At 44.5% G+C, this 26645-nt stretch carries 26 protein-coding genes and 2 riboswitches; of the genes, 3 read left to right on the top strand and 23 right to left on the bottom strand.

Annotation, left to right across the window (positions count from 1 at the left end; genetic code table 11):
• Window position 1: 1 nt before the first annotated feature.
• The 10 genes from sufU to M3234_RS12975 all read right to left on the bottom strand — a co-directional run bounded on the left by sufU (window position 2) and on the right by M3234_RS12975 (window position 10465).
• On the bottom strand, window positions 2–442 hold the full coding sequence (sufU, locus tag M3234_RS13020; RefSeq protein WP_262305127.1) for a Fe-S cluster assembly sulfur transfer protein SufU: 441 nt from the start codon (window positions 440–442) through the stop codon (window positions 2–4).
• On the bottom strand, window positions 432–1661 hold the full coding sequence (locus tag M3234_RS13015; RefSeq protein ID WP_262305126.1) for a cysteine desulfurase: 1230 nt from the start codon (window positions 1659–1661) through the stop codon (window positions 432–434). The genes sufU and M3234_RS13015 overlap by 11 nt, the downstream gene beginning before the upstream one ends.
• The gene (sufD, locus tag M3234_RS13010) at window positions 1661–2962 is read right to left on the bottom strand and encodes a Fe-S cluster assembly protein SufD (protein ID WP_262305125.1); all 1302 of its coding nucleotides are present in this window, start codon (window positions 2960–2962) and stop codon (window positions 1661–1663) included. Before sufD ends, M3234_RS13015 begins: the two co-directional genes overlap by 1 nt.
• A 22-nt stretch (window positions 2963–2984) precedes the next feature.
• On the bottom strand, window positions 2985–3770 hold the full coding sequence (gene sufC, locus M3234_RS13005) for a Fe-S cluster assembly ATPase SufC (RefSeq protein WP_262305124.1): 786 nt from the start codon (window positions 3768–3770) through the stop codon (window positions 2985–2987).
• Window positions 3771–4140: 370 nt separating this feature from the next.
• Window positions 4141–4971 (bottom strand): MetQ/NlpA family ABC transporter substrate-binding protein, encoded by an 831-nt coding sequence (locus M3234_RS13000; RefSeq protein ID WP_262305123.1) that lies wholly within the window; start codon window positions 4969–4971, stop codon window positions 4141–4143.
• Window positions 4972–4986: 15 nt separating this feature from the next.
• Window positions 4987–5652: a methionine ABC transporter permease gene (locus M3234_RS12995; protein ID WP_262305122.1), complete on the bottom strand. Its 666-nt coding sequence runs from the start codon at window positions 5650–5652 to the stop codon at window positions 4987–4989.
• Window positions 5645–6670: a methionine ABC transporter ATP-binding protein gene (locus M3234_RS12990; protein ID WP_262305121.1), complete on the bottom strand. Its 1026-nt coding sequence runs from the start codon at window positions 6668–6670 to the stop codon at window positions 5645–5647. Before M3234_RS12990 ends, M3234_RS12995 begins: the two co-directional genes overlap by 8 nt.
• A gap of 120 nt (window positions 6671–6790) precedes the next feature.
• Window positions 6791–6903: riboswitch (SAM riboswitch) on the bottom strand.
• A 142-nt stretch (window positions 6904–7045) separates the two neighbouring features.
• Window positions 7046–8359 (bottom strand): O-acetylhomoserine aminocarboxypropyltransferase/cysteine synthase family protein, encoded by a 1314-nt coding sequence (locus M3234_RS12985; RefSeq protein ID WP_262305120.1) that lies wholly within the window; start codon window positions 8357–8359, stop codon window positions 7046–7048.
• Window positions 8360–8420: 61 nt separating this feature from the next.
• Window positions 8421–8523, bottom strand: a riboswitch (SAM riboswitch).
• A 201-nt stretch (window positions 8524–8724) separates the two neighbouring features.
• Window positions 8725–9075 carry an SCP2 sterol-binding domain-containing protein gene (locus tag M3234_RS12980; RefSeq protein ID WP_262305119.1) on the bottom strand — a complete coding sequence of 117 codons (351 nt, stop codon included), beginning with the start codon at window positions 9073–9075 and terminating at the stop codon, window positions 8725–8727.
• 127 nt (window positions 9076–9202) lie between these two features.
• The gene (locus M3234_RS12975; protein WP_262305118.1) at window positions 9203–10465 is read right to left on the bottom strand and encodes an MFS transporter; all 1263 of its coding nucleotides are present in this window, start codon (window positions 10463–10465) and stop codon (window positions 9203–9205) included.
• A gap of 301 nt (window positions 10466–10766) precedes the next feature.
• Here M3234_RS12975 and M3234_RS12970 point away from each other — a divergent pair, with 301 nt between their 5' ends.
• Window positions 10767–11627, top strand: a complete 861-nt coding sequence (locus tag M3234_RS12970; protein WP_262305117.1) for a nuclease-related domain-containing protein — start codon at window positions 10767–10769, stop codon at window positions 11625–11627.
• A 1231-nt stretch (window positions 11628–12858) separates the two neighbouring features.
• Here M3234_RS12970 and M3234_RS12965 read toward each other — a convergent pair.
• The 8 genes from M3234_RS12965 to M3234_RS12930 all read right to left on the bottom strand — a co-directional run bounded on the left by M3234_RS12965 (window position 12859) and on the right by M3234_RS12930 (window position 20715).
• On the bottom strand, window positions 12859–13167 hold the full coding sequence (locus M3234_RS12965; protein ID WP_262305116.1) for a thioredoxin family protein: 309 nt from the start codon (window positions 13165–13167) through the stop codon (window positions 12859–12861).
• Window positions 13168–13366: 199 nt separating this feature from the next.
• Window positions 13367–13729 carry a toprim domain-containing protein gene (locus M3234_RS12960; protein WP_066314318.1) on the bottom strand — a complete coding sequence of 121 codons (363 nt, stop codon included), beginning with the start codon at window positions 13727–13729 and terminating at the stop codon, window positions 13367–13369.
• Window positions 13730–13870: 141 nt separating this feature from the next.
• A complete protein-coding gene (locus M3234_RS12955) occupies window positions 13871–14107 on the bottom strand; it encodes a YusG family protein (RefSeq protein WP_262305115.1) in 237 nt (78 codons plus the stop codon).
• Between the two features lie 145 nt (window positions 14108–14252).
• Window positions 14253–14636 (bottom strand): glycine cleavage system protein GcvH, encoded by a 384-nt coding sequence (gene gcvH / locus M3234_RS12950; protein ID WP_066314323.1) that lies wholly within the window; start codon window positions 14634–14636, stop codon window positions 14253–14255.
• A 70-nt stretch (window positions 14637–14706) separates the two neighbouring features.
• On the bottom strand, window positions 14707–15066 hold the full coding sequence (locus M3234_RS12945; protein ID WP_262305114.1) for an arsenate reductase family protein: 360 nt from the start codon (window positions 15064–15066) through the stop codon (window positions 14707–14709).
• A 165-nt stretch (window positions 15067–15231) separates the two neighbouring features.
• Entirely contained in the window at window positions 15232–17013 is a 1782-nt protein-coding gene (locus M3234_RS12940) for an acyl-CoA dehydrogenase family protein (RefSeq protein ID WP_262305113.1), read from the bottom strand.
• Between the two features lie 66 nt (window positions 17014–17079).
• Window positions 17080–18255: an acetyl-CoA C-acetyltransferase gene (locus M3234_RS12935; protein WP_262305112.1), complete on the bottom strand. Its 1176-nt coding sequence runs from the start codon at window positions 18253–18255 to the stop codon at window positions 17080–17082.
• 69 nt (window positions 18256–18324) lie between these two features.
• The gene (locus M3234_RS12930; RefSeq protein ID WP_262305111.1) at window positions 18325–20715 is read right to left on the bottom strand and encodes a 3-hydroxyacyl-CoA dehydrogenase/enoyl-CoA hydratase family protein; all 2391 of its coding nucleotides are present in this window, start codon (window positions 20713–20715) and stop codon (window positions 18325–18327) included.
• Between the two features lie 217 nt (window positions 20716–20932).
• Here M3234_RS12930 and M3234_RS12925 point away from each other — a divergent pair, with 217 nt between their 5' ends.
• A complete protein-coding gene (locus M3234_RS12925; protein ID WP_262305110.1) occupies window positions 20933–21064 on the top strand; it encodes a YuzL family protein in 132 nt (43 codons plus the stop codon).
• Between the two features lie 165 nt (window positions 21065–21229).
• Here the strand turns inward: M3234_RS12925 and M3234_RS12920 are convergent, their stop codons facing one another.
• The 5 genes from M3234_RS12920 to M3234_RS12900 are packed head-to-tail and all read right to left on the bottom strand — an operon-like array spanning window position 21230 to window position 25156.
• Entirely contained in the window at window positions 21230–21481 is a 252-nt protein-coding gene (locus tag M3234_RS12920) for a YusU family protein (protein ID WP_262305109.1), read from the bottom strand.
• Window positions 21441–22232 (bottom strand): IucA/IucC family C-terminal-domain containing protein, encoded by a 792-nt coding sequence (locus M3234_RS12915; protein ID WP_262305108.1) that lies wholly within the window; start codon window positions 22230–22232, stop codon window positions 21441–21443. The genes M3234_RS12920 and M3234_RS12915 overlap by 41 nt, the downstream gene beginning before the upstream one ends.
• Complete coding sequence (locus M3234_RS12910; RefSeq protein WP_262305107.1) at window positions 22225–23046, bottom strand: ABC transporter ATP-binding protein; 822 nt, start codon at window positions 23044–23046, stop codon at window positions 22225–22227. Before M3234_RS12910 ends, M3234_RS12915 begins: the two co-directional genes overlap by 8 nt.
• A 53-nt stretch (window positions 23047–23099) precedes the next feature.
• Complete coding sequence (locus M3234_RS12905) at window positions 23100–24155, bottom strand: FecCD family ABC transporter permease (protein ID WP_262305106.1); 1056 nt, start codon at window positions 24153–24155, stop codon at window positions 23100–23102.
• Window positions 24152–25156 carry a FecCD family ABC transporter permease gene (locus tag M3234_RS12900; RefSeq protein ID WP_262305105.1) on the bottom strand — a complete coding sequence of 335 codons (1005 nt, stop codon included), beginning with the start codon at window positions 25154–25156 and terminating at the stop codon, window positions 24152–24154. The genes M3234_RS12905 and M3234_RS12900 overlap by 4 nt, the downstream gene beginning before the upstream one ends.
• 385 nt (window positions 25157–25541) lie before the next feature.
• On the opposite strand from M3234_RS12900, the gene M3234_RS12895 reads away from it, so the two are divergent.
• Entirely contained in the window at window positions 25542–26531 is a 990-nt protein-coding gene (locus M3234_RS12895; protein ID WP_262305104.1) for an ABC transporter substrate-binding protein, read from the top strand.
• The last annotated feature ends 114 nt before the right edge of the window (window positions 26532–26645 follow it).

Raw genomic sequence — 26645 nt, 5'->3', positions numbered from 1 at the left:
ATTATTCTTGTTCCTTTTCTTTTAGGCTCTTTTCCATCGCCTTCCAAGCCAATGTTGCGCACTTGATTCTGGCCGGGAATTTGCATACGCCCTGAAGTGCTTCGATATCGCCTAAATCTACATCTTCTTCATCATAGTCTTTGCCCTGCATCATATCGGAAAAAATCTTGGACAGCTTTAGTGCCTGTTCAATTTTTTTGCCTTTGATTGCCTGGGTCATCATTGATGCTGAAGACATAGAAATCGAACATCCTTCACCTTCCTGCTTAGCGTCAACCACTATGCCATCTTCCACCTTTAGGGTCAACTGAATGCGGTCGCCGCAGGTTGGGTTATTCATGTTAATCGTATGATTGCCATCCTCCAAAACCCCGCGATTGCGCGGATTTTTGTAATGGTCCATAATTACTCTTCGGTATAATGCATCTAAATTAGAAGACATCGCTGAAATACTCCTTCGTTTTGACAAGCCCTTCAACAAGTTTATCAATATCTTCTTCGGTGTTGTAAAGGTAAAAGCTGGCGCGTGCTGTAGCCGAAGCCTTCAGCCATCTCATCAGCGGCTGGGCGCAATGATGGCCGGCACGGACGGCAATTCCTTCCGCATCCAATACAGTGGCGACATCATGCGGATGAACATCCGCTAAATTGAACGTCACCAGACCGGCTCGCTTTGCGGGGTCAAGCGGACCATAAATGGTCATGCCTTCAACCGTTGCCATTTTTTCAAGCGCATAAGCTGCCAGCTTATGCTCATGCTCCGCAATGTTGTCAAGGCCGACTTCAGTTAAAAAGTCGATCGCCGCACCGAGACCAATAGCACCTGCAATAATCGGTGTTCCGCCTTCAAATTTCCACGGCAGTTCTTTCCATGTCGATTCGTACAGTTCTACGAAATCAATCATTTCGCCGCCAAATTCAACCGGCTCCATGTTTTCAAGCAGCTGTTTTTTGCCATAAAGAACGCCGATTCCAGTTGGACCGCACATTTTATGGCCAGAGAAAGCAAGAAAATCACAATCGAGATCCTGCACATCAATCTTCATATGCGGAGCGCTCTGTGCACCATCGACGACCATCACAGCACCATGCTCATGGGCAATTTGGGCGATTTCTTTTACGGGATTAATGACGCCGAGTACGTTGGATACCTGCATCACCGAGACAATTTTTGTGTTAGCCGTGATGGTGGCCCGGACATCATCCAGTGAAATGGTTCCATCCTCTTGAAGGGGGATGTACTTCAACTGGGCCCCGGTCCGTCTTGCCACCTGCTGCCACGGAATGATGTTGCTGTGGTGTTCCATGTAGGTAATGACGATTTCATCGCCTTCCTTCAGGTTGGCGGCCGCGTAGCTTGCTGCCACCGTGTTGATGGAAGTCGTCGTTCCTCTTGTAAAAATAACTTCTTGAGTGGACTTGGCATTGATGAACTTACGCACCTTTTCACGGGCACCTTCGTAAGCATCAGTTGCTCTTGTTCCTAGTGTATGCACACCGCGATGGACATTTGAATTATATTCGCGGTAGTATTTTTCAATCGTTTCGATTACCTGAATTGGCTTCTGCGAAGTGGCAGAGCTGTCCAGATAAACGAGCGGCTTCCCGTTAACCTCTTGATGTAGTATCGGAAATTGGCTGCGAATATCGTGGATATTCATTATCTTACTTTCCTTTCGATGACTTCCGTTAATTGTTTCTTTACGTGCTCAATCGGAAGTTGGTTTACGACTGGTGCAAGGAAGCCATGAATGACTAGGCGCTCTGCCTCTGTCTGTGGAATCCCCCGGCTCATTAGATAATAAAGCTGAACTGGATCCACACGGCCAACAGAAGCTGCGTGTCCTGCCATAACGTCATCTTCATCAATTAACAGAATTGGGTTGGCATCCCCGCGTGCTTTTTCACTAAGCATTAGAACACGAGAAGTTTGCTCGGCATCGGATTTTGAAGCACCATGCTCAATTTTGCCGATACCGTTAAAGATAGAAGTCGCACTATCTTTTACAACTCCATGGTTTAAGATGTTTCCTTGCGTGTGTTTGCCAAAATGAACAACCTTGGTTGTAAAGTTCTGGGATTGATCTCCACGGCTGACAACAACCGTCTTGGTATCGCCATAAGAACCGTCACCAAGCAGGTTGGTCGTATTTTCGGAAATAGTATTGCCTTCATTCATCAGGCCAAGTGCCCATTCAATCCGGGAATCTCTGCCGGCAACACCGCGACGGTTCACATAGGTGGTCATTCCCTTGGCCAGGGTGTCCACAGCACCATATTGTACTCTTACGTTTGTATTGGCAATAACTTCAGTTAAAATATTCGCCAAGGTATCTGATACTTCCATCGTGGAAATGTAGTTTTCTACGTATGTGACAGAAGAATTGTCGTCAGCAACTACGAGCACATGGTTAAACAAATTCGCTTGGGCATCATCATGCACATAAACAGCCTGGATTGGTTCGGAGATTTCCACGTTCTTTGGTACGTATAAGAACACCCCGCCATTCACCAGTGCCGCATGAAGCGCTGTTAACTTGTGCTCATCAGCATTAATCGCCTGTGTCATGTAATATTTTTTCAAAAGATCGCTATGCTCTCTAGCAGCAGTAAATATATCGGTAAAAATAACGCCTTTATCCTTTAACTCCTGTGACAATGACAAAAATGCTGGAGTCTGGTTGCGCTGGATATATAAATTCTGGTTTTTCGCTTCAAGGTCGACTAAAGCTTTTACCTCTTCAGGAAATTCCTCAAACGAAGCATAGGCAGCACTTGTAACAGTATGTCGATTAAATTTGGTAAAGTTCCATTTATCAATTTTCGTTTTATCCGGTTTAGGCATCGGCAATTCTTCCAATTGCGTCAATGCCTTAAGGCGAAGCTCTTCAAACCAAGCAGGTTCGCTCATCCCTTTTGAAAAAGAGCTAACAAAACCAGTATCAATAGTTTCGATTGTCATGTTAATCCTCCTAACTCAAGCTTTAAGCTTCTTGCCCAACTGTTTCATCTTCAATTCCAAGCTCTTGCTTGATCCAGTCATACCCTTCTGCTTCAAGGCGTTGTGCGAGTTCTGGCCCGCCTGATTTAACGACACGGCCTTGCATCATAACATGGACATAGTCAGGAGTGATGTAATTTAATAAACGCTGATAGTGAGTGATGATTAAGCAGCCAAAGTCTTCACCGCGCATTTGGTTGACACCCTTGGATACAACTTTAAGTGCATCAATATCAAGACCGGAGTCAATTTCGTCCAATATAGCGATTTTTGGCTCAAGCATCATAAGCTGCAGAATTTCGTTACGCTTTTTCTCACCACCGGAGAACCCTTCGTTGAGGTAACGCTGCGCCATATCGAGATCCATTTCAAGGTATTCCATTTGCTTATCCATCTTACGGATGAATTTCATTAATGAAATTTCATTGCCTTCACCAAGACGGCTGTTAATCGCCGAGCGAAGGAAGTCAGCATTGGTTACACCATTAATTTCACTTGGATACTGCATCGCTAGAAATAGACCGGCACGCGCACGCTCATCCACTTCCATTTCCAGAACATCTTGACCATCTAAAGTAATGCTGCCACTGGTCACTTCGTATTTTGGGTGACCCATGATGGCAGCGGATAATGTAGATTTCCCTGTACCGTTTGGACCCATGATTGCGTGGATTTCTCCGCCTTTTACTTCAAGGTTGACACCTTTTAAAATTTCTTTCCCATCGATCGCAACATGCAGATCCTTAATTGTTAAAGTCGATCCAGCCATTTTAATACCTCCGCAAAAGAATGTTTTGTATCGTGTCGACACCGTCGATTTGAAAATTCATTCTCAATCTATTCTCATTACAATCTTATAACAAATGAAATCTATTAGCAACCTTTATGCAGTGATAACTAGTCTATATTTTCACTAAAGCGTTACCAATTGAGAATGAATAAGAATTGTTGAAAGAAAATTCTGATAAGAATTATGTAAAATAAACTCGATTAAAATCATACCTTATTTTACAGGGAAATGCCAATGGTTGAAATTGATCATCATCCATTCTATTTTTTACTTAAGCAGGGTGTTTAATGTATAGGGAAAAGAGGCTGTCTGCGACAGCCTCTTTAACCGCTTTTCTTCATATTTAATATTACTCAGAAACCGTGATGACGGCGCCTTGGTATTTTTCCTTAATAAAGTCTTGAATTTCTTTAGAGCGAAGAACCTCTACAAGTGTTTTGATTTCTTCACGGTTTTTATCCTCGGAACGAACGACTACTAGGTTTGCCGGTACAGCATTCGCTTCTTCAAAGGCAATACCATATTTTTCAATATCGATTTCGCCTTCGAGTGCATAGTTAGTGTTAATTGCCACTGCATCGCCTTCACCGTTCTCAAAGGAAGAAGCCAATAATTTTGCTTCAATTAATTTAGGGAACTTCAGGTTCTTTGGATTTTCAACAATATCGTCGATTCGTGCGTTAGCACCAACGCCTTCTTTAAGCTTGATTAATCCTGCTTTTTCAAAAATAGGCAGGATACGGCCATGGTCACTCAGGGAATCACTCATAATGATGGTCGCACCGTTTGGAAGATCTTTTAGGCTTTTATACTTTTTAGAATAAATGCCGATTGGTTCTTTATGAATCCCACCAACACTGACAAAATCAAAATCCTTATTTTCTTTCATTTGCAGGTCTAAATACCCTGGAGTTTGGAAATAGTTTGCATCCAAATCTTTATCTCTTAACGCGACATTCGGAAGGACATAATCTTGGAATACCTCGATTTTTAAGTCGATCCCTTTATCCTTTAATAAAGGTTTTGCTGCTTCAAGTACTTCTGCGTGCGGCACTGCAGATGCACCCACCACTAATGTTTTGTTGCCATCCTTGTCCGCGGAATCATTTTTTCCTCCACCGCAAGCGGCTAAGGCAAATACAGTAAATGCAATAAAAATCAAACTAAGAACTTTTTTCATGTTATTCTCCTCCTGTTATCGTTTATCTGTTTTCTTTGTAAAATAATCTCCAATAAATTGGATAATAAATACTAAAATTAAAATTGCAATCGTTGCTGTTAGCGTAACAATTGGCCGATTTCGCTGAAAGCCTTCGAGGTAGGCAAAATGACCTAGCCCTCCGGCTCCAATCACCCCTGCCATTGCCGTGAAGCCAACAAGTGAAATCGCCGTAACAGTAATGCCAGAAATTAAAGCTGGCATTGATTCCGGAATTAATACTTTGAAAATAATTTGGCCATGTGTCGCTCCCATCGATTGTGAGGCTTCGATGACACCTTTATCGATTTCCCTAAGGGCGATTTCCACCATTCGAGCATAAAACGGAGCTGCCCCAATGATCAGCGCCGGCAATGCCGCATTGGCACCAAGCATTGTTCCAACTAGTATCTTGGTAAAAGGGATTAATAAAACAATTAAAATGATAAAAGGAATCGATCTAAAAATATTGACAAAGCCAGCGATTATCACGTTTATTGCCCGATTTTCCCACATGTTTCCTTTACTTGTCAGAAATAACAGCAGGCCCAGCAACAAACCTAATATAAATGTTGCCAGCACAGAAATCGATGTCATATAAATGGTTTCACGTGTCGCGAGCATCAAGTTGTCCCACTTGACCATTTCCATAAAGTCAGCCATGACTGATCACCTCCACGCCCACTTGCTGTGAGTGAATATAATCGATGGCGTTCTGAATTTCATTCGTTTGACCATCCAAGTGAATGAATAATGTTCCATACGACCCGTTTTGCGTGTGTGATATATTCCCTTGCAGAATATTTACCACTACATCAAAATCGCGAATCACACGAGTGATAAGAGGCTGTTCAGCGGACTCTCCAAGGAAAGTAAGTTGGACTATCTTGCCATGCGGATAGCGCCCCAGCAAATGCTCGGCTGTTTCCTTTGTTTTTTCCTGCTCAGTTACTTGCTGTACGAATCGTTTCGTGATTGGCTGCTGCGGATTTTTAAATACATCGAGGACAGAGCCAAGTTCAACGACTCTCCCGCTCTCCATTACCGCAACCCGGTGGCAGATTTTCCGGATGACATGCATTTCGTGTGTAATTAATACAATTGTCAGGCCTAGCTTTTTATTAATATCCACTAATAATTCCAGGATTGAATCAGTCGTTTGCGGGTCGAGTGCCGAGGTCGCTTCATCACAAAGGAGAACCTTTGGGCTGTTCGCCAGCGCCCTTGCAATCCCAACGCGCTGCTTTTGCCCGCCACTCAGCTGGGAAGGATAAGCATCCTCCCGTCCTTCAAGTCCAACCAGTTTAATCAATTCGGCGACACGCTTTTTTCTCTGTGGTGCGCTTACCCCGGCAATTTCTAATGGGAAAGCAATATTTTCACTTACCGTTCTTGACCAAAGGAGGTTAAAGTGCTGGAAGATCATGCTGATTTCCTGCCTAGCCTTTCGAAGCTCGCTGCCTTTGATTTTCGAAATCTCGCGGCCGGCAACTGTCACACTTCCCTCTGTTGGCAACTCCAAACCGTTTAGCATGCGAATTAAGGTACTTTTACCGGCACCGCTATATCCAATTACCCCGAAAATTTCTCCATCTTTTATTTCTAGGTTGACATCATCAACAGCTTTTATCTGCCCTTGTTTTGACTGGAATATTTTCAGGACATTTTTGATTGAAATCATTGAATCACCTACTTTTCATCCTTGATATAGGTTTTGATTATTCTAGCGAAAGGATTCTTTTTTTGAAAAATAAAATGCCTTTCTGCACGGGCAGAAAGGCATCATAAAATACAATCCTTTCTCCCATCTCTCAAAGCTTTTTGGCTTTGTGTGAATTGGCACCATTTCAATTTTAAAAAATTGACGGTTGCCGGGCTTCATCGGGCACATCCCTCCACCTCTCTTGATAAGAGCTTAAGCAATCTTAATATTCAATTAAAATATTTTTCAAAAAATGATTTATGTTGGCTATCTTATCACGGATAAAAAGTAGTGTCAACGAAAATGTTACTGGAAAAGCTTTACGCCTTTGTTTTTAGCATGACTGGAAAATCCTTATGCCTTTGCCTTTTGCGAGACTAGGCCAGTTGCCGCCTCAATGGCTTGTTCCAGATCCTCAATTAAATCCTCGACATTCTCGATCCCAATGGATAGACGAATTAAATCTTCAGACACTCCTGCTGCTTTCAGCCCTTCAGCATCAAGCTGCTGGTGAGTCGTGCTGGCCGGGTGAATAATTAAGCTCTTGGCATCGCCGACATTGGCCACATGCGCCCAAAGCTGGATGTTGTCGATTAATTTCGCCCCTGCTTCCTTGCCGCCTTTAATTCCGAAAACAACCATCGAACCGGCACCCTTAGGCAAATACTTTTGCGCCAGCTCATAATCAGGATGCGACGGATGCCCCGGATAGGAAACCCACTCCACGGCAGGGTGGTTTAATAAGTATTCCACTACTGTCTTGGTGTTGGCGACATGCTCCTTCATCCGTACGTGGAGCGTTTCTAGACCTAGCGTAAACTGGAATGCATTCTGTGGGCTTAACGCAGGACCAAGGTCACGTAAGAGTTGGACACGTGCTTTAATAATATATGCAACTGCACCTAATGCCTCCGCATAGACAAGGCCATGATAGCTGTCATCCGGTGTTGTGAAGCCTGGGAATTTCGGCGAATTCCAGTCAAATTTGCCGCCGTCGACAATGACGCCTCCAGTTGATGTCCCGTTTCCTAATAGCCATTTCGTGGCGGAATGGACCACAATATCGGCGCCATATTCAATTGGACGGCACAAGTATGGTGTTGCAAACGTATTGTCAATAATTAAAGGAACCCCTGCCTCATGGGCGATTTCCGCCACTTTTTCTATATCAAGGAGGCGTAGGCTTGGGTTACCAATGGTTTCCGCAAAAACGGCCTTTGTTTTCTCCGTAATCGCTGCGCGGAAGTTCTCCGGATTATCGGCATCAACGAATTTAACCTTGATTCCGTATTTCGGCAGGGTTACCGCAAATAAATTATATGTTCCGCCATAAAGATTTCCAGCTGCCACAATTTCATCGCCGGCTTCAGCAACGTTGAGGATGGCCAGTGTAATCGCCGCCATGCCGCTTGCCACCGCCAATGCGCCGACTCCGCCTTCCAACAGCGCCACCCTATCTTCAAAAACAGTTGTCGTCGGGTTGTGAATCCGGGTATATATGTAGCCTGGCTCTGCGAGGGCGAACAGGTTAGCCGCATGCTCGGTGTTTTTAAATTGGTAGGCGTTGTTTTGATAGATTGGCACCGCACGCGCACCCGTTACCGGATCTGGCGATAATCCTCCATGAACACTCAATGTTTCGAACCGATAATTCTTCTTTTCTGTCATCTTTTTTCTCCCCTTTGATTAAAAATAAATCCCCACTTCATAAGAAGAGGGGCTCCCGCTCTTCTTATCTTCCAGAGCCCACTTGCTCTGCTGGAATTAGCACCGTGTGTAAAACCGGTTGCCGGGCATCTTTGGGCCAGTCCCTCCGCCTCTCTTGATAAGAAACTTTATAAATTTACTTTATTAGTAGAATATTTAAAAAATATAATACTAGACTTTTAATTCCGAGTCAATACCTTTGATTAAAATATTGTTTTTTAGGGTCTTCATAAAACTTAAGCACTGTACGGCTTGGCCACTTTACGAGACAAGCCTAGGGTCCGGATTAGGTGATTCGTAAAACAAGCGTATTGTGCACTAGCCCTTCAGGAGACAAGCGCACGGTCCGGCTTGGCCAGATAAAAAATAGATTCTAGCAACAGAGCCATTCTCAGCGGTGCAGATACTTTCAAGAATCCGCCTTTTTGAAGCGTCCTTAATCTTTCCGACCCTCGGAGAAGACGTGTTATATCGTCTGCATCACCGCAAATGCTGTACATTGTCGGCTCTATCTCTGTTCCATATGTGACGGAGGCAACGCCATTTTTAAAAACCAACTGAATAGTTTGTTCTTCCGTAATCAAGGATAGCCGTAAATCAGCAGACTCCAACAGCGGCTGCAGCTGCCCCTGCTCTTTAACCGCCATTAAAAAGGAATTAACCGCTTTGTTCATCATAACCACTCCGATCGCATGTCTATACAAATACTATTCAGCAATAGCTCTCCTATTCCTTTAAGATTCGCTCGACAAAAATCTGGCAGGGGTTGAGAAATAGGGTTGATTTTTCAAGAAATATGTCGGGTTATGATATTTTGGTTGTCGTTACCGATTTTTCTGCTTTTGTGGAGATTCCCTTGAAAACGATGAAGAAATAGAGCGACCCGATTAAATATAAGGTTGCGGTAATCGTAAACACATAGGCATAGCCCCAATATGCGCCGTACTGAACGACAATTCCGGTTGATACTGGCCCCATTAACGCCCATCCCAGGTTAAACACCATTTGGTTTACCGAATTGGCCAGGCCTTTCATCGAGTCGTTCACCTTTGACATCATCAGTGACATTTGAATCGGATTCCCGGCATTCATCAATGCTTGACGGAATAAAAATCCTAAGGCCGCAATCCATAGATGATTCGTATAAGCGGTAAGCAGGAGAAACGGCAGCGAAGCCAGCTGCAGGAACACAACCGCCTTTACCTCGCCCACCTTTTTTACGACCCATGGGCCAATAAACATCGCAAACGCCGTAGCCGCCTGTCCGAGTGAGATAATGAACCCGATAGATGTTGTGGAAGCGCTGAAACGGTCGGAAAAATACAAATTTAAATATGGAATAACCAAGCCTGAACCAAAGCCGATTAAAATTTGGGCAACCGCGAATAAGACAATTAGTTTCATGCCGTTATTTTTCCAAGAGAATGATTTGGCGGATTTCTTGGGTTCGGTAGATTTCCGGACCGGATTTTGAAATTTCATAGTCGGTATAATCGCAACTGTATAGATAATCGCGCCAATAATTAGTGTCAACCTAATGCTGTTTACATCGGTGACAAAGTATGAAAATACATCGGTTAACAGGCCTCCGAGCAAGCTTCCGACCACATTGGCCGCGGTCATAAATGCAAAATGCAGGCTGAATAAATTGACCCGCTGTTCTGGAGTTGAATTTTCCGCAAGCCACGGGATTCCAGATACCTGGAGAAAGGCCATTGCCAGCCCGCTGATGAACGCCAATGTAATTAACAACTGCTGGCCGGAAACCACACTTCTGGCTAGTAAAATAATCCCTGAAATAAGAACCCCGTATAAAATGACTTTTTTTCGGCTGTAGCGGTCGCTGATGATTCCCGCCGGTATCAGGATAAGCGCGGTGGCAAGCGAGGTCATCGAAATGACTTGCCCGTTAACGGCCTCCGAGTAGCCAAGCTTTCTTATATAAAAATTGTATATCACCATAAACACGCCTAAGCCGATCTGCGCAAGAATGTTGGCGATGAAGCTCAGTTTGATATTCCGGTTATATGTACTGAATTGGGCCGCCCAATTGTGGTAAAAGACCATTTTGTGTATGCTCCTTTGATATTTCTGGGTTCCGGGACCGAGTGTGCGGGTGCGATTTTTTGTGTTACGGAATCGGTTTGCGGAAGTGATATTTCGTATCCCTAAGTATCATAGTCCAGTAACTAAGTTTTTGTAAATCAGGAAGGTTCGCAATTTTAGGAATCGACAAAAGTTAACAAAAGTTTCATATGTTAGGTCCGGGAGTATGGGGAAATCTTGTAAAATTAAGTTGTATTTTAAAATTATGAAAGTTGGTGGATTTATGCTCATAAAGCCGCGGCAGGTCCCAAAGGAATTATCGATGGCGCGTTCATTAAATGCAAGGATGGATGTACTGGCGGAAGAAAAATGGAAAATTGAAAAGGGCCTTACCGGAGAGGTAAAGTTTGATGCCCTGACTGATGGGATGCTTCAAAATAAATGCTGCATCATAAACGGTTTGTGGCTGAAATCTGGAGACAGCGCTTTTCAAATTGACAAGCTGATGATTTTTCTGCGAAAAATTTACCTCATTGATGTTAAAAATTACGAAGGCGATTACCATTTTGATGCTGAGGGTCGACTAAAAAAAGGCGAAACATTTATACGAGATCCACTAAATCAATTAGAACGGGCAGAGACTCTGTTCCGCAAATTACAACATCAATATGGATACAATTTTACTATTGAATCATTTTTGGTTTATATTAACCCCGAGTTTACCTTATACAATGCTCCTCAAAATCATTTTGTTATACTCCCGACACAAGTGAATAAGTTCTTGAAAAAGTTGAATATGGAGTACTCAAAAATTAACGAAGGTCACGAGAAGCTGGCTGAGCTATTGGTATCACTTGATTTGATTGATTCGCCTTATGCTAATTATCCTGATTACAGTTTTAAAGGACTCGCAAAAGGTAACTGTTGCTGTATGTGCCATAGGCTTTCTACTTTTTTGCGAGGGATTAGACTAGTGTGTCGGGATTGTGGAGCTGAGGAACCGGTAGATGATGCTGTGGTGAGAAATGTACGGGAAATTATGATGCTGTTTCCGGAAATGAAGATAACAACAAAAGTGGTTTATGAGTGGTTGGGTGGCCATATATCTAAAAGAACGATCAGCAGAAACTTGATTAAACATTTTAAAAGTGTTGGAGTAAAGAAAAATCGCTATTATACCTAAACACTGCTTAATATCATCATTCCTTATAACGCGTTTGACTGGGGTTTTTCTTCAAACGCGTTATATGACCTTCTTTTATGACGCGCTTGACCGGGGTTTTTCCTCAAACGCGTTATATGACCTCCTTTTATGACGCGCTTGATCGAGGTTTTTCCTCAAACGCGTTATTTAACTCTTTCTTATGACCCGTTTGACCGGGGTTTTTCCTCAAACGCGTTATATGACCTTCTTTTATAACGCGCTTGATCGAGGTTTCTCCTCAAACGCGTTATTTAACACTTTCTTATGACCCGTTTGACCGGGGTGTTTCCTCAAACGCGTTATATAGCCCTCTCTTATGACGTGTTTGACAGAGGTTTTTCCTCAAACGCGTTATATGACCTTCTTTTATAACGCGCTTGATCGAGGTTTTTCCTCAAACGCGTTATATGACCTTCTTTTATGACGCGTTTAGCCGGAGATTCGACTGAAATGCGTTATATTACCCTCTCTTATGACGCGCTTGACTCAGGGTTCTCCTCAAACGCGTTATATGACCTTCTTTTATAACGCGCTTAGCCGGAGATTCGACTGAAATGCGTTATATTACCCTCTCTTATGACGCGCTTGACTCAGGGTTCTCCTCAAACGCGTTATATGACCTCCTTTTATAACGCGCTTGATCGAGGTTTTTCCTCAAACGCGTTATATAGCCCTTTCTTATGACGTGTTTAACCGGGGTATTTCCTCAAACGCGTTATATGACCTCCTTTTATAACGCGCTTGATCGAGGTTTTTCCTCAAACGCGTTATTTAACTCTTTCTTATGACCCGTTTGACCGGGGTTTTTCCTCAAACGCGTTATATAGCCCTCTCTTATGACGTGTTTGACAGAGGTTTTTCCTCAAACGCGTTATATGACCTTCTTTTATGACGCGTTTAGCCGGAGATTCGACTGAAATGAGTTATATAACCCTCTCTTATGACGCGCTTGATCGAGGTTTCTCCTCAAACGCGTTATATGACCTTCTTTTATGACGCGTTTAGCCGGAGATTCGACTGAAATGCGTTATATTACCCTCTCTTATGACGCGCTTGACTCAGGGTTCTCCTCAAACGCGTTATTTAACCCTTTCTTATGACCCGTTTGACCGAAGTTACCCCCAAAACGCGTTATGTCAATTACTAATAATCCCTGTTGTAATTTCTACACAAAAAAAACAGACGCCACTCCTAGCATCTGCTTCACATACTACCCCAAGTTGCCCTTAGTCTTCTCCAGCAAATTCATCACAGAGCGAAAGGCATATAAGGTTTCGACGACTTCCCCCTCCCGGATAAACAGCAAACAGGGGACGCTCTCCACAAAATACTCCACCGCCAGTCCCGGATAGAAGTTCAAATTCATTTTTCCAATTTCTATATCTGCAATTTCCTCAACTACCCCAAGCATTTTCCCGGCCACTTGGCAAGTGCCGCACATGGGTGTATAAAAATAAACCAGCCCTGTCCCGGCAGCAACCAGAAAGTCGGTTAAATCATTTTGATTCCATTCTTTCATGATAAGTTACCCATTTCTAAATTCTTGAATGGCCCATACAACAGTTTATTTAGCCAAATACTCGGAATTTACATCCCTAAAAACAGCACACTATCCAAACACCCGGCTTGGCGCTTCTTAAACAGTTCATTTCCAAACACTCGGACTTGCGCCCTCTTTAAACGGCCCATTCTCCAACCACTCGGAATTGCTGCCATACCTACAATAGCCCATTCTCCAAATACTCACTATGAACATCAATATTCGCGCCAAGGAGCACGGTCGCCAAATGATGCTCCGGAGCCGTGGCGACCTCGCGATACATCCGGTCTATATATAAATGCTCGGCATTGGGAAATTCGCGTTTAAACAGCTTGCGAAGCTTTTCCCCCGCCTCGTCGGCATCGACCAGGATATAGATATCCTTGTCTTCAAGGAAATCAATCCATTCGTCCAATTTCGAGTGGCTGATTGTGCCATTGGTACAAATGATTTCGACCGGCTCCTTAACGATTTCCTTTACCTTGTTTTTATCTGATTTTCCTTCGACGATCAAAACTTTGTCAACATACGAATCATTCATCATTCATCACCTGAGAAAGTCTGTTTTATGTTAACATATTCCGAATTTTGCTAATTGTGTGCGCTTGTTTGATATGTTAACTATAGCATCATTATTATTTTAAAAATAGGGATATGCTCATGAATGATGAATCACAAAATCCTAACACCATCCACCGTCATCACAATCAGTATACTTGGCATCCTTGCCCTCTGTCACCGTGACATGCTGAAATATTTTTTGCTGTTCCGCTTCGAAATGGTGGTCGAGTTCCGGTCGGATTTGTTCATCCAGCTTTATTTTTCCAATCGGCTGGTTCTCCAAAAAGAGTTCGATTTCCCCATTTTTCAGCTTGCCGATGACGCGGTCTGTGACATCGATCTTTTGTTGTTTTAACAACGATTTTTCCACCTTCCAATTGTTTTACGATTAGGGTCCCCTAATTTAACCTTTGGAATAGTGGTAATAAAAAACAGAAAAGCACCTCCGAAAAGGTGCTTTTCCAAAAATTTTGGCAACCCAACTTGGTGGGAAACCGGAATGATTAATCTTCTTTAATCATTGCCTCGTATTGTTCAGCCGTCAACAGCTTTTCAACTTCGCTGTTGTCGGAAACCTCAACCACAATCATCCATGCTTTTTCGTATGGTGATTCGTTCACAAACTCTGGGCTGTCGTTTAAGTCTTCGTTTACTTCAACCACCTTGCCGCTGATTGGCGCATAAAGCTCGGAAACAGTTTTAACAGACTCAACGCTGCCAAATGGGTCGCCGGCTGTGACGTCATCGCCGACTTCCGGAAGTTCAACGAACACGATATCTCCTAACTCAGATTGCGCAAAGTCGCTAATACCAATGCGCACTTTGTCTCCTTCTACTTTTACCCACTCATGGTCTTCAGAATAACGCAATTCTTTTGGTGTGCTCATTGTTTAAAATCCCTCCATTATTTTTTCAAAAAAATCTATCATCGAAAAATTTCGATTTCCATTAGAAATATTACTTCTGCCAGATTTCCTTATACTCGTCCTCTTTGAAGCCGACTGTTACATGCTCGCCGTCCGTTACTATCGGACGCTTTAATAACATGCCGTCGGATGCCAGCAGATCGAGCAGTTCGTCTTCTGTAGCGGTTTTCAATTTATCTTTGACGCCCAGTTCACGGTATTTCATTCCGCTTGTGTTGAAAAATTTCTTTAATTCCAGACCGCTTTTTTGGTAAAAATCCTTGATTTCCTCACGCGATGGAGGATTGTCCACAATATGTACTGCTTGATATGACAGCCCATGTTCATCAAGCCACTTCTTTGCGTTTCGACAGGTACCGCATTTCGGATACCAATAAAAAGCCAGAGACACCCATTTCACCGCCTTCACAAATATAGCTCACAATAGCATCTTACCATAACCACCATTAAAGAAAAAATATTCAATCAACAATTTCGACTAATTTCGTAAATATCCTGCCTCTTTACGGAAAAATTTAAAAGGGCTCTCGGAAAAACCAATGAGCCCTGTTAATTATTATACTAGATAGCGCTCTGCAGCGATGATCGCATCGGCAGCTTCGCGTTTTTTCGCAATGACGTTGATTGGAGTGTGGCGAGTCAGCTTGCGAAGCGTTGACAGCATCATGCGCAGCATATCGCCTTGCTCAACAGCCACAAGTGTTTCCTTGGCAATCGCTTCGATTTGATTAAACGCTTCTTGGCAGTAGATTTCAGTGTAAAGAAGCTTTTGCTTGTTCTTTTCGACGCCGTTTTTGGCAATCGATTTTTCTGTACGTAATACCACCGATTCCATGGCATAAACGTTTGATATAATATCAGCAATATTCGCAAGGATTTCTTGCTCCGCTTCAAGAGCTTTCCCGAATTTTTGTGCTGATAAACCAGCTGCAACCAGGGCAAGTTTCTTCGCTTGTCTTACAAGATATTTTTCCTGTGCCAATGGCTCATCGCCTGGCTCTTCCGGCATAAGCATCATCAATTCTTCTTGAAGCGCCATTGCTTTTTGGAATAAAGGAAGTTCGCCTTTCAACGCTTTCTTCACAAGCGTTCCTGGAACCAGCAGGCGGTTGATTTCGTTTGTTCCCTCGAAAATCCTCTGAATCCGGGCATCGCGGTATGCGCGCTCGATTGGATATTCTTGCATGAAGCCGTAGCCTCCGTGGATTTGCACGCCTTCATCTACCACATGGGCAAGCACTTCGCTGCCAAAGAATTTGTTCAAAGAACACTCGATGGCATATTCGGCAATCGAATCAGCCAACTTCTTGATATCCTTTGTTTCTTCGTCAGAAAGTTTGCCTTGGTTCTCTTCGTATAAGCCGATTGTGCGCCATACGGAGCTCTCAGCGGCATAGATTTCGGAAGCAAGCGTACCGAACTTCTCTTTCGTCAAATTGAATTGAGAAATTGGAGTCTTAAATTGCTGACGGCCGTTTGCATATTGAACAGTCATGTCAAATGCTTTCTTTGAGCCGCCAACTGCACCAATTGCAAGCTTATAACGCCCGATATTTAAAATGTTAAAGGCAATCACGTGGCCTTTACCGATTTCGCCTAACAGGTTCTCAACAGGAACTGGTACATCTTCTAAAATTAACGTACGAGTCGATGAGCTCTTGATCCCCATTTTCTTTTCTTCTGCACCAACCGAAACGCCTGGGAAGTCGCGGTCTACGATGAAGGCGGTAAACTTCTCGCCATCAATTTTTGCATAAACAACAAATACATCAGCGAAGCCGGCATTGGTGATCCATTGCTTCTCACCGTTCAGGATGTAGTGAGTGCCTTCTGCGTTTAATTTGGCATTTGTTCTGGCACCAAGGGCGTCAGAACCGGAGCCTGGCTCAGTCAATGCATAAGCGGCAAGCTTTGCCCCAGATGCAAGCGCTGGCAAATAGCGCTTCTTCTGGTCTTCGTTACCGAATAATACGATTGGCAGGGAACCGATCCCGACGTGGGCACCGTGAGAAAGCGCGAAACCGCCGCCTCCAGCCATTTTTTCCGTTATTAACGAAGACGTGATTTTGTCCAAGCCTAAGCCTTCGTATTCTTCAGGAACGTCAGCAGCCAACAGGCCAAGTTCGCCGGCTTCCTTCAACAATTTAACGGTGATATCAAATTCATGGTTTTCAAGGCGCTCAAGCACTGGATGGACTTCTTTTTCAACGAAGTCTTCCGCAGTCTTGGCAATCATTAAATGCTCTTCAGTAAAATCTTCAGGTGTAAAAATTTGCTCATATGAAACATCTTCAATTAAAAAGCTTCCGCCTTTTACAACCTTTTTTGTTTCAGTCATCTAAAATTCCTCCTATTAAAAAATTGTAGGGAGGGGAGCCCGTCAAACAGGCGCCCTATTAATGGATTACAGTAATTCGAATACGCCGGCAGCGCCCATTCCGCCGCCGATACACATCGTAACGACACCGAACTGCTGTTGTCTGCGTTTTAATTCGTTAATTAAAGTTAAGGTTAATTTTGCACCGGTACAGCCAAGCGGGTGACCAAGCGCAATCGCTCCGCCGTTAACGTTGACCTTTTCTTCATTAAGGCCAAGTTCACGGATGACCTGGATGGATTGGGAAGCAAATGCTTCGTTCAATTCGAATAGGTCGATATCAGATACTTGGAGTCCGGCAAGTTTCAAGGCTTTTGGAACAGCCACTACCGGACCGACACCCATGATTTCTGGCGGAACGCCGCCAACAGCAAACGAACGGAATCTAGCTAACGGCTTTAGGCCAAGCGCCTCTGCTTTCTCACGGTCCATCACCATTACAGCAGCTGCACCGTCGCTTGTTTGCGAAGCGTTACCTGCTGTAACGGAACCGGTAATTGAAAATGCCGGGCGAAGCTTCGCCAATGTTTCAAGATTTGTTTCAGGACGAACGCCTTCATCAACGGAAAATTGAACGGTTTTTTCAACAAGCTTGTTGTCACTGCCGACGGAACGGAACGTGACATCGACTGGCACGATTTCATCAACAAACTTGCCTTCCTGTATCGCTTTATAGGCACGCTGATGGCTTCGTACTGCAAAGGCGTCCTGTTCTTCGCGGGTGATGCCGTATTTCTTGGCAACTTCTTCTGCCGTGTGACCCATGCCCATGTAATATTCAGGGGCGCTTTCAACCAGCTTCACGTTTGGACGAATGACGTGGCCGCCCATCGGCAGCAAGCTCATCGACTCGACGCCGCCTGCAATTGCTGTGTCAGTGTGACCCAACATAATCGATTGTGCCGCATAAGCAATCGCCTGAAGTCCTGACGAACAGAAACGATTGACTGTGATGGCCGGAACAGTGTGCGGAAGACCTGCCAACGCTCCAATATTTCTTGCCACGTTCATTCCTTGCTCTGCTTCTGGTGTGGCACAGCCTATGACCAAATCATCGATATTTCCTTCATAACCGCCGGCACGCTTCAATGTTTCTTTGACAACCAAGGCGCCCAAATCATCGGGTCGAACCTGGGCAAGCGTACCTTTCTTTGCCTTGCCGACCGGTGTTCTTGCTCCGGCAACGATTACCGCTTCTCTCATGCAAGTTCCCTCTCTTTCTAGCAATCTATTTTTTCGAAAAAGGGCTGGGCAATTCCAGCCTGTGTTTAATTAATTTCTTAAAGGTTTGCCTTTTACGAGCATGTGCTGCATCCGCTGCTGTGTCTTTGGTTCTTTAATTAGGCTTAGGAACGCTTCTCTTTCAAGATCTAATAAGTATTCCTCATCAACCTCGGTTCCGTATGGCACCTTGCCGCCAGCAATAACGTAGGCAATCTTCTTGGCAATTTTCATATCATGCTCTGAGATGTAGCCGGACAAGCGCATTCCTTCGGCACCGAGCAACAATGTCGCATAGCCGGTTTCACCGACAACAGGGACCTTTTTCTTGACTCTCGGCTTATATCCTTTTTCGTGAAGGGCATGGACAGCCTGCTTCGCATCGTATAACAAATGGTCACCGTTGACGCTGATTCCGTCAGACTTGCTTAGGAAGTTGTTTTCACGTGCTTCTTCAGCGGAAGTCGACACCTTCGCAGTGGCAATCGCTTCGAATACTTTATTGGCTACCTGCTGCAGGTCAAACGGAACGCCATTTGGCATATTTTCTAAGTGTTTGATGTAAAGTTCTTTATTTCCGCCGCCGCCAGGCAATAATCCAACACCGACCTCAACAAGACCCATATAGGTTTCCGCAGATGCCTGGATGTGGGCTGCCGGCAGACAAACTTCGGCACCGCCGCCCAGTGTCATCGCGAATGGAGCGGCAACAACTGGCTTCGAGCTGTATTTTACTTTTAACAATGCCTTATGAAGCTGGCGCACAACCATGTCAAGCTCCCAATAGTTGTCGTCCTGGGCTTCCATCAGCATCATCGCTAGGTTGGCACCGACACAGAAGTTTTTGCCTTGGTTGCCGATGACGAGACCTTTGTAATTTTTCTCGACTTCATCAATGGCAAAGTTAATCATTTGAATGGTATCCATGCCAAGCGCATTGTTTGGCGAGTGGAACTCTAAGAGTGCTACACCATCACCAATATCAATTAAGCTGGCGCCGCTGTTTTTCTTAATGACACCTTTTTGCTTCTTGATTTTCTTAAGGTCGATTGCCTTTGGATTGAACTCGACCGCTAAGTATTCGCCTTTATGGTAGTAATACAAATCTCCGTTCTCTTCTTCCTTATAGAAGGAAGTGAAGCCGTTCTCCAGCATTTCAGTAACCCACGCCGGGACCTCCAAGCCGGATTCCTTCATCTTGCCGACTGATTTCTCAACGCCGATGGCATCCCATGCCTCGAACGGACCGTGCTCCCAGCCGAAGCCCCACTTCATCGCGCGGTCAATGGAGACAATATCGTCCGCGATTTCGCCGAGAAGCTTGGCTGCATATACAAGATTTTGTGAGTTCGTGTTCCACAGGAATTGTCCGGCACGGTCATTCGCGTAAACAAGCGCTTTCAATTTGTTGCCGGTTCCTTTTTCCTGCTTGGCAAGTTCCATAGAAGCAGTGGACAGTTTTTTGCGCGGTCCATATTCTAATGTATTGGGATTAAGTTCAAGTATTTCTTTACCTTTTTTCAGGAAAAATCCTTGCCCGGATTTGCTTCCAAGCCAGCCGTTTTCGACCATCTTCTTCATGAAGGCAGGAACTTCAAATACTTCTTTCTCGTGGCCTTCAACCTTTTCATACACATTGTTGGCCACATGATAGAACGTATCAAGTCCGACAACATCAAGGGTACGGAAGGTTGCGCTTTTGGCGCGGCCGATTAATGGACCGGTGATCGAATCCACTTCACCGACACTGTAGCCGCCCCTCAGCATTTCGCTTACTGTCACGAGCAGGCCGTAAGTACCGATGCGGTTGGCGATAAAGTTCGGTGTATCTTTTGCGACAACGACACCTTTCCCAAGGACATCTTCACCAAATGTCTTCATGAAGGAGAGGACCTCAGGATCCGTGTACTGTGTTGGAATAATTTCTAGCAACTTCAGATAGCGCGGCGGGTTAAAGAAGTGTGTTCCAAGGAAATGCTTTTGGAAATCCTCTGAACGGCCTTCAACCATTGCCTCAACCGAAATGCCGGAAGTGTTGGAGCTAATGATGCTGCCAGGCTTGCGGTACTGGTCGACTTTTTCAAAAACCTGTTTTTTGACATTCAAGTTTTCGACTACGACCTCGATGACCCAGTCAACATCTTTTAATTTAACGAGATCGTCTTCGAGGTTTCCTGCTTCAATAAGTGCGATGTTCTTCTTGGCGGCTAGAGGTGCCGGCTTTTGCTTGAGCAGTTTTTGAATATTCGTTTCCGCGATACGGTTACGTACTTGTTTATCCTGTAATGTGAGTCCTTTTGCTTGTTCTTCCTTCGTCAATTCACGTGGCACAATGTCCAATAATAGTGTTGGAATGCCGATATTGGCCAAGTGAGCTGCAATTCCTGAACCCATCACACCGGACCCGAGGACAGCCGCTTTTTTGATTAATTGGTTCAACATTGTCTCCCCCTTCAAACGTTTGAATGAATGCTCATTCATTTTTTTGTCAAAAAAAATTCACACTTAGAATGAGCTTTACTACTACAACTATAAAATATTTCAAAAAATTGTGCAATCAGTAAACGCGGAAAATTGAAATTTTTTTGAATAATGACATTCTTTTTCAGTTAGATATATTTTTCAGGGAAGGGCATCCTAACTGATGAGGTGATAAACGATGGCCAAAATGAAGAAAAATCCATCAAAAGCCGGGGTCAGTGCCGCAAGTGTAAAAGGCAATGCCGGACCTGGCCGTGAAGCCAGCGGGGTCGATAAGCAAAACAGCCAGAATAGCCAGTTTAAGAGATAATTTTTTTAAAAAAGGTGCCCTGCGACTTGGTCGGAGCACCTTTTTGTAATGATTGTTGGACCTTTATTTGTACTTTTTGATGTTTAATTTGCGCTTAGCTCCGTTTTATTTGCGGTTCTTCCACTTTTATTTGCGAAAATTAATACTTTTTTTGCGTTTCGCAAATTATTTCTTCATCGACTTCCGATGCTGCTCGTTCAGCACCTTAATTTCATTAATAATTTCCTTCATCTCAGCCCGAGCTTCAGGGTACAAGGTGCTCCAATGATTAATCAGTGCCGGCATCGATTTGGCGATGTGGCTGTATAGCGCCCATGCCTTTACCTTTTCCTTCGTTTCTTCATCCGCCTCTCCTACCAAAAGCTCGCTGTATTTTTCAAGCAAGGCCTCGAGCTGGTCCGCAAAGGTCTTCTCCATAAGCACACCTTCCATCCTTGGCGATATGGGCGCATGGGCAGACTTTGCAGCGTTTCGTGCTTCCTGCAAGCTGGTAGGTGAAGCAGCAGGTCTTCCGCTTCCTGACCTCGCCGCCCCATTCCTCCATGTACACCTTTTCACCATAATATTTTTGTATTGGGTTTTTCCTGTAACTACCAAATAACGAGCCGTCTGCTTCAAAAAGCAAAAACTTAAAGTCCTCGTTAGGATCGGTATCCTTTAACTCCGACTCATATAGCCAAAATAAATAGACCGCGATATTTTCCCATAAAATGAACCGGGAAATTTGAAATGTTTTTTCCAACATGACAATAACCGGATCAATGTTTTTCGTAAACAGGTCGCGGATGACAGCTTTTCGCCATTCTTCACGATTTTCAGCCGGATTCCAATCCTCCGCCGCCAACTCGCTAAACGAAAACATCGGTAACCATGCAGAACCTTTAACTGGCCTCTCCATAGTAACATTATCAAGCCCCACATCAATTTTTTTATTCCACGCGGACATCGCATATAGCGAGATTACTGCTAAAAACGCATACCGTTTTATAAATATGGAAGCAGCTATTTTTTGATTAGGAGCACCAATTGCTTCCGCCAGATTTGCGATAAATTCCTCCAAAAACTCCCTATCCAATAAATCATAAACCGCAAATGAATGACTAAGGTCCTGATTTAACCTGTACTTTTGCAGCGACAATATTTCTTTTTCCGTCAGTGCCTTAGCCATTGGCAGCCACCGCCTCTTTTAAGATCCGTCTGCCTTTTCCATATGGAATGCAAAGCGGGGTGCCGAACAGCGGGTCCATCGTCACTTCACAGTCCATGTCAAATACATTTTTGACCAGGCTGCAACTAATCACGTGCTCCGGTTTCCCTTGGGCATACACGTTTTGGTCCTTAATGGCGACAATATTATGGGCATAACGGCAGGCAAGGTTCAAATCGTGCAACACCATTACCACTGTGCGGTTTTGCTTTTCATTTAATTCAAATAGCAAATCGAGAATTTCAATTTGATGGGTCATATCCAGATAAGTCGTGGGCTCATCCAATAGAATAATCTCGGTATCCTGAGCCAGGGTCATCGCAATCCAGGCACGCTGGCGCTGCCCGCCCGAAAGCGAGTCAACCGGGCGGTCCTTTAATTCCTCAAGCCTCGTCGCTTTTAAGGCCTCGTTTACCTTTTTCTCATCTTCCTCCGACCATTGGCGCAGCCAAGATTGGTGCGGATAGCGGCCTTGTTTGACAAGTTGCAGGACAGTCAATCCTTCCGGTGCGGAGGGGGACTGGGGCAGAATCGCCATTTTTTTGGCAATCTCTTTTGTGGAAAGCTTGGAAATCGCTTTGCCATCTAGCAGGACCGAACCAGACTTTGGCTTCAACAGACGGGCGATTGAACGGAGGAGCGTCGATTTTCCGCAGCCATTTGCGCCGATAAACACAGTAATCTCGCCCTTTGGAATGTTTAAGTCCAACTCATTGATAATGAGCGTCTCCCCATATGAAATCGATAAATCTCTCGTTTCGATCGCATTCGTCATCAATGACAGCTCCTTTTTTTCAAGCTGAAGGACAAAGTTTCCCTCGCTATATATTATGCATTTCTTGTTTTAAAAAGCAGGTAAATAAAATAAGGGGCTCCTATCCCGGCTGTAAACACCCCAGCCGGAACTTCAAGCGGCGAAAACATTGTCCTACCGATTAAATCGGCAAGCATGACGAGAATCCCGCCGAGCATCGCCGAAGTCGGTAGCAGCGCTCCGAACGAAGAGCCTACCAATCTCCGCGCCATATGTGGCGCCATTAACCCGACAAAGCCGATGCCGCCGGCAAACGCGACCGAACCGCCAATCAAGGCTGTACTGATCATCAGCAGGATAAACCGGTGCTTTTGCACTTTCTCGCCTAAGCCTGTGGCGACATCATCGCCAAGTTCCTGAATATTAAGGATTCTGGCCGCTATCAAGGCAATAATCAGAAAGATGACCGCCCATGGAACGAGGATCGCAACGTTTTGCCAATTAGATCCATAAACGGTTCCGGTAATCCAAATATTCGCTTGGCTGGCCTGATAGATTGGCCCCGATACCATCAGGAAGGTCGTTAGCGCCTGCATCAGCGTGGAAATTCCGATTCCGATCAGCACAAGCCTAATGGGTGAAACGCCATTTTTCCAAGCCAAAAAGTATACAAGGAAAGCGACAACCCCGGCCCCGATAAAAGCGGCCAACGGCAACCAGGCAATGCTGACCGTCAATGAATGGTTTTTATCACTAAATATTGCGAGGAATCCGACGACAGCGGCGGCGGCACCGCCGGTTATTCCCAACACATCAGGAGAAGCGAGCGGGTTGCGGATCATCCCCTGCAAAATTCCACCGGCTACGGCCAATGACATCCCCACGATCAACGCCACGATAATCCTTGGCAGACGGAATGAGGTAATCACCAGCGTCTCCATTTCCGGTCCGGCACCAAACAACACTTTTACCACAGTCAGTGGATTGATCTTCATTTCTCCCGACCCGGTGCTGATAGTGAAAACTACAAACGCGATGAGGACAAGAATGATAAAAATGAAGCTCGCTTTTCGGTCAACCAATACCGAAAATTTCCCGCCTAAGAGGCGAAAATTTTTATATTTGCTCATCGTGCATTGAACCCCCTTCTCGCAATGTAAATAAAGAATGGAGTTCCAATGATCGCCGTCATGACCCCAACCGGGACTTCCGACGGCATAAGCAGATAGCGTGCGGCAATATCTGCTGCCAATAACAAAATCGCCCCTAACACACCGGCAAAAGGAATAACCCAGCGGTGGTCAATTCCAACAATCGATCTGGTCAGGTGCGGAACAACAATCCCCACAAAGCCAATCGGTCCGGCAACCGCAACTGAGGCACCAGCAAGTAAAATGACAATTACTCCGATAGCAATTTTTATAAAGCCAGTATTTAACCCTAGTCCCTTGGCCACATCTTCCCCCATGGCAAGGATATTCATTTTTCCGGAAATGAAAAGGGCGCCCACCCAGCCAATTCCTATATACGGAAGAACTGAAATCAGCGTCTCTAGCTTTCGGCCAGAAACGGAGCCAGCAAGCCAAAATAAAACCTGGTCTAAGAGCGCCTCATCAAGCACAAGCAGCCCCTGGGTAAACGAGGCAAACATCGCCGAAATCGCCGCCCCGGCCAAGGTCAGCTTCATTGGGGTCATACCTTCACGTCCGAAGGACCCGATGGCATACACGCTGATAGCTGCAACCGCCGCTCCGAGAAAAGCCAGCGCATTGAATCCTTGCATATTGTTCACGTTAAATAATGTAATGGCGGCGACGACCGCAAAGCCTGCCCCGGCATTGATTCCGAATATTCCCGGCGCTGCCAGCGGATTTTTCGTCAATGTCTGCATCAGCGCTCCAGCAATCGCTAGGCTTGCTCCTACCGCCGACGCAATTAACGCCCTTGGCAGCCGCACCGTTTCAATGATGATATGTTCATTGGAACCGTTATTATTGGTAAACGCATCAATTGCCATTTGCAAGGTCGTGTCCGTATAGCCAAACACAATGCTCGCGCCCATCAAGAACAGCATGACAATAATCGCGATGAGAAACCCGGCCCATTTTAATGAAGTATTTTTTAACAACATTTTCGTAAACCTTTCCAACATGGTTGTCTTACTTTAGCTAATCAGAATTTATTAAATAAATTCTGAACGCATAAATTCAACTACGCCTCTGTCTTCGTCCTAACGGACTCGCCAATCGGCAAGTTTCCATTTAAGTCTATCGGTAATTGATAATGATTGTCAATGAATAAGTGAGAATCATTTTCAATTGACTCAAAAAAGAGCGGTCCTCATATTTGATAATCTTTTTTAATTATACTATGAATGGAGGAAAAATAATTACTGATTATGAAAATCATTTTCATTTAAGCGTTGACATTGGGTATAGTGCCCCTTATGATATGGTTGTAGACTTTAAATGAAAATGATTATCATTAACAATTAGCTAAGGGGGCTACATAACAAAATGAAAGCAATAAAAACATTCCTTACCCTTATGTCCGTTATGGCTGTGATTCTGTTATCGGCATGCGGCGGCAACACCGAAGAAAAAAAGGATGAAAAAGCAGCACCCAATAAAACGGGAGAAACGTCCTACACTGTCGAGCACGCGATGGGTTCAACAACCATTAAAGGCACACCGAAACGCGTCGTGATTCTTACAAACGAAGGCACAGAAGCATTATTGGCCATGGGCGTAAAACCAGTGGGTGCGGTGCAATCCTGGCTTGGCGATCCTTGGTACGAACATATTTCAAAGGATATGGAAGGCGTTGAAGTTGTCGGAACGGAAAGTGAAGTAAATGTCGAGAAAATCGTAACACTAAAGCCTGATTTAATTATCGGCAACAAGATGCGCCAAGAAGCAGTGTATAATCAACTTAGCGCGATTGCCCCGACTGTGTTTGCGGAAACGCTTAGAGGCGACTGGAAAGAAAACTTCAAATTATATGGAAAAGCGTTAAACCTTGAGGAAAAAGGAAATCAAGTATTAGCAGATTATGATAAACATGTTGCTGATTTAAAAGGCAAGCTCGGTGATAAAGTGAATAAAGAGGTTTCTGTCGTCCGCTTCATGGCCGGCAAATCCCGGATTTACTATACCGACTCCTTCTCCGGCGTGATTTTTAACGAATTAGGGTTTAAACGTGCGGCCAAGCAGGCTGACCTGTTCACGCCGCAAAACAAGCTCGGAAACCTGGCTGTTGAGGTTGGAAAAGAAGTCATTCCAAAAATGGACGCCGACTACATGTTCTACTTCACATATGCTCCAAACGGGGACCAAACCGCGTTAAACACGGCCAAAGAATGGACATCTGACCCGCTTTGGAAAAACCTGAATGCAGTGAAAAGTGGCAATGCCTTTGAGGTCAGCGACGCCATTTGGAACACAGCCGGCGGCGTGCTTGCAGCAAACTTGATGCTGGATGATCTAGAAAAGAAGTTGCTTAAATAAATTTTATATACCTTCCCAGATGAAAAAACGAGGCTTGCCATGGCCTCGTTTTTTTCATTATTTTTTATTGGATATTCGCCAAAGATGGTTCGGTATTCGCCGAATTGTGGCGGT

Origin of the sequence: Neobacillus niacini (genome assembly GCF_023715785.1) — a bacterium.
Classification (GTDB): domain Bacteria; phylum Bacillota; class Bacilli; order Bacillales; family Cytobacillaceae; genus Neobacillus; species Neobacillus niacini_E.
Note: the sequence above shows the minus strand (reverse complement) of the source record. Positions and strands in the feature narration are given on the sequence as shown.

Bases quoted from the DNA above. Each gene is read 5' to 3' on its own strand.
- M3234_RS12980 (WP_262305119.1), bottom strand. From the start codon at position 9,075: ATGATGAACAAAGCGGTTAATTCCTTTTTAATGGCGGTTAAAGAGCAG.
- M3234_RS12930 (WP_262305111.1), bottom strand. From the start codon at position 20,715: ATGTTGAACCAATTAATCAAAAAAGCGGCTGTCCTCGGGTCCGGTGTG.
- M3234_RS13000 (WP_262305123.1), bottom strand. From the start codon at position 4,971: ATGAAAAAAGTTCTTAGTTTGATTTTTATTGCATTTACTGTATTTGCC.
- sufU (WP_262305127.1), bottom strand. From the start codon at position 442: ATGTCTTCTAATTTAGATGCATTATACCGAAGAGTAATTATGGACCAT.
- M3234_RS12990 (WP_262305121.1), bottom strand. From the start codon at position 6,670: ATGATTTCAATCAAAAATGTCCTGAAAATATTCCAGTCAAAACAAGGG.
- M3234_RS13015 (WP_262305126.1), bottom strand. From the start codon at position 1,661: ATGAATATCCACGATATTCGCAGCCAATTTCCGATACTACATCAAGAG.
- M3234_RS12970 (WP_262305117.1), top strand. From the start codon at position 10,767: ATGGCGCGTTCATTAAATGCAAGGATGGATGTACTGGCGGAAGAAAAA.
- M3234_RS12935 (WP_262305112.1), bottom strand. From the start codon at position 18,255: ATGAGAGAAGCGGTAATCGTTGCCGGAGCAAGAACACCGGTCGGCAAG.
- gcvH (WP_066314323.1), bottom strand. From the start codon at position 14,636: ATGAGCACACCAAAAGAATTGCGTTATTCTGAAGACCATGAGTGGGTA.
- M3234_RS12925 (WP_262305110.1), top strand. From the start codon at position 20,933: ATGGCCAAAATGAAGAAAAATCCATCAAAAGCCGGGGTCAGTGCCGCA.
- M3234_RS12900 (WP_262305105.1), bottom strand. From the start codon at position 25,156: ATGTTGTTAAAAAATACTTCATTAAAATGGGCCGGGTTTCTCATCGCG.
- M3234_RS12940 (WP_262305113.1), bottom strand. From the start codon at position 17,013: ATGACTGAAACAAAAAAGGTTGTAAAAGGCGGAAGCTTTTTAATTGAA.
- M3234_RS12965 (WP_262305116.1), bottom strand. From the start codon at position 13,167: ATGAAAGAATGGAATCAAAATGATTTAACCGACTTTCTGGTTGCTGCC.
- M3234_RS12920 (WP_262305109.1), bottom strand. From the start codon at position 21,481: ATGGAGAAGACCTTTGCGGACCAGCTCGAGGCCTTGCTTGAAAAATAC.
- M3234_RS12895 (WP_262305104.1), top strand. From the start codon at position 25,542: ATGAAAGCAATAAAAACATTCCTTACCCTTATGTCCGTTATGGCTGTG.
- M3234_RS12960 (WP_066314318.1), bottom strand. From the start codon at position 13,729: ATGAATGATTCGTATGTTGACAAAGTTTTGATCGTCGAAGGAAAATCA.
- sufC (WP_262305124.1), bottom strand. From the start codon at position 3,770: ATGGCTGGATCGACTTTAACAATTAAGGATCTGCATGTTGCGATCGAT.
- M3234_RS12975 (WP_262305118.1), bottom strand. From the start codon at position 10,465: ATGGTCTTTTACCACAATTGGGCGGCCCAATTCAGTACATATAACCGG.
- M3234_RS12985 (WP_262305120.1), bottom strand. From the start codon at position 8,359: ATGACAGAAAAGAAGAATTATCGGTTCGAAACATTGAGTGTTCATGGA.
- sufD (WP_262305125.1), bottom strand. From the start codon at position 2,962: ATGACAATCGAAACTATTGATACTGGTTTTGTTAGCTCTTTTTCAAAA.
- M3234_RS12995 (WP_262305122.1), bottom strand. From the start codon at position 5,652: ATGGCTGACTTTATGGAAATGGTCAAGTGGGACAACTTGATGCTCGCG.
- M3234_RS12910 (WP_262305107.1), bottom strand. From the start codon at position 23,046: ATGACGAATGCGATCGAAACGAGAGATTTATCGATTTCATATGGGGAG.
- M3234_RS12915 (WP_262305108.1), bottom strand. From the start codon at position 22,232: ATGGCTAAGGCACTGACGGAAAAAGAAATATTGTCGCTGCAAAAGTAC.
- M3234_RS12905 (WP_262305106.1), bottom strand. From the start codon at position 24,155: ATGAGCAAATATAAAAATTTTCGCCTCTTAGGCGGGAAATTTTCGGTA.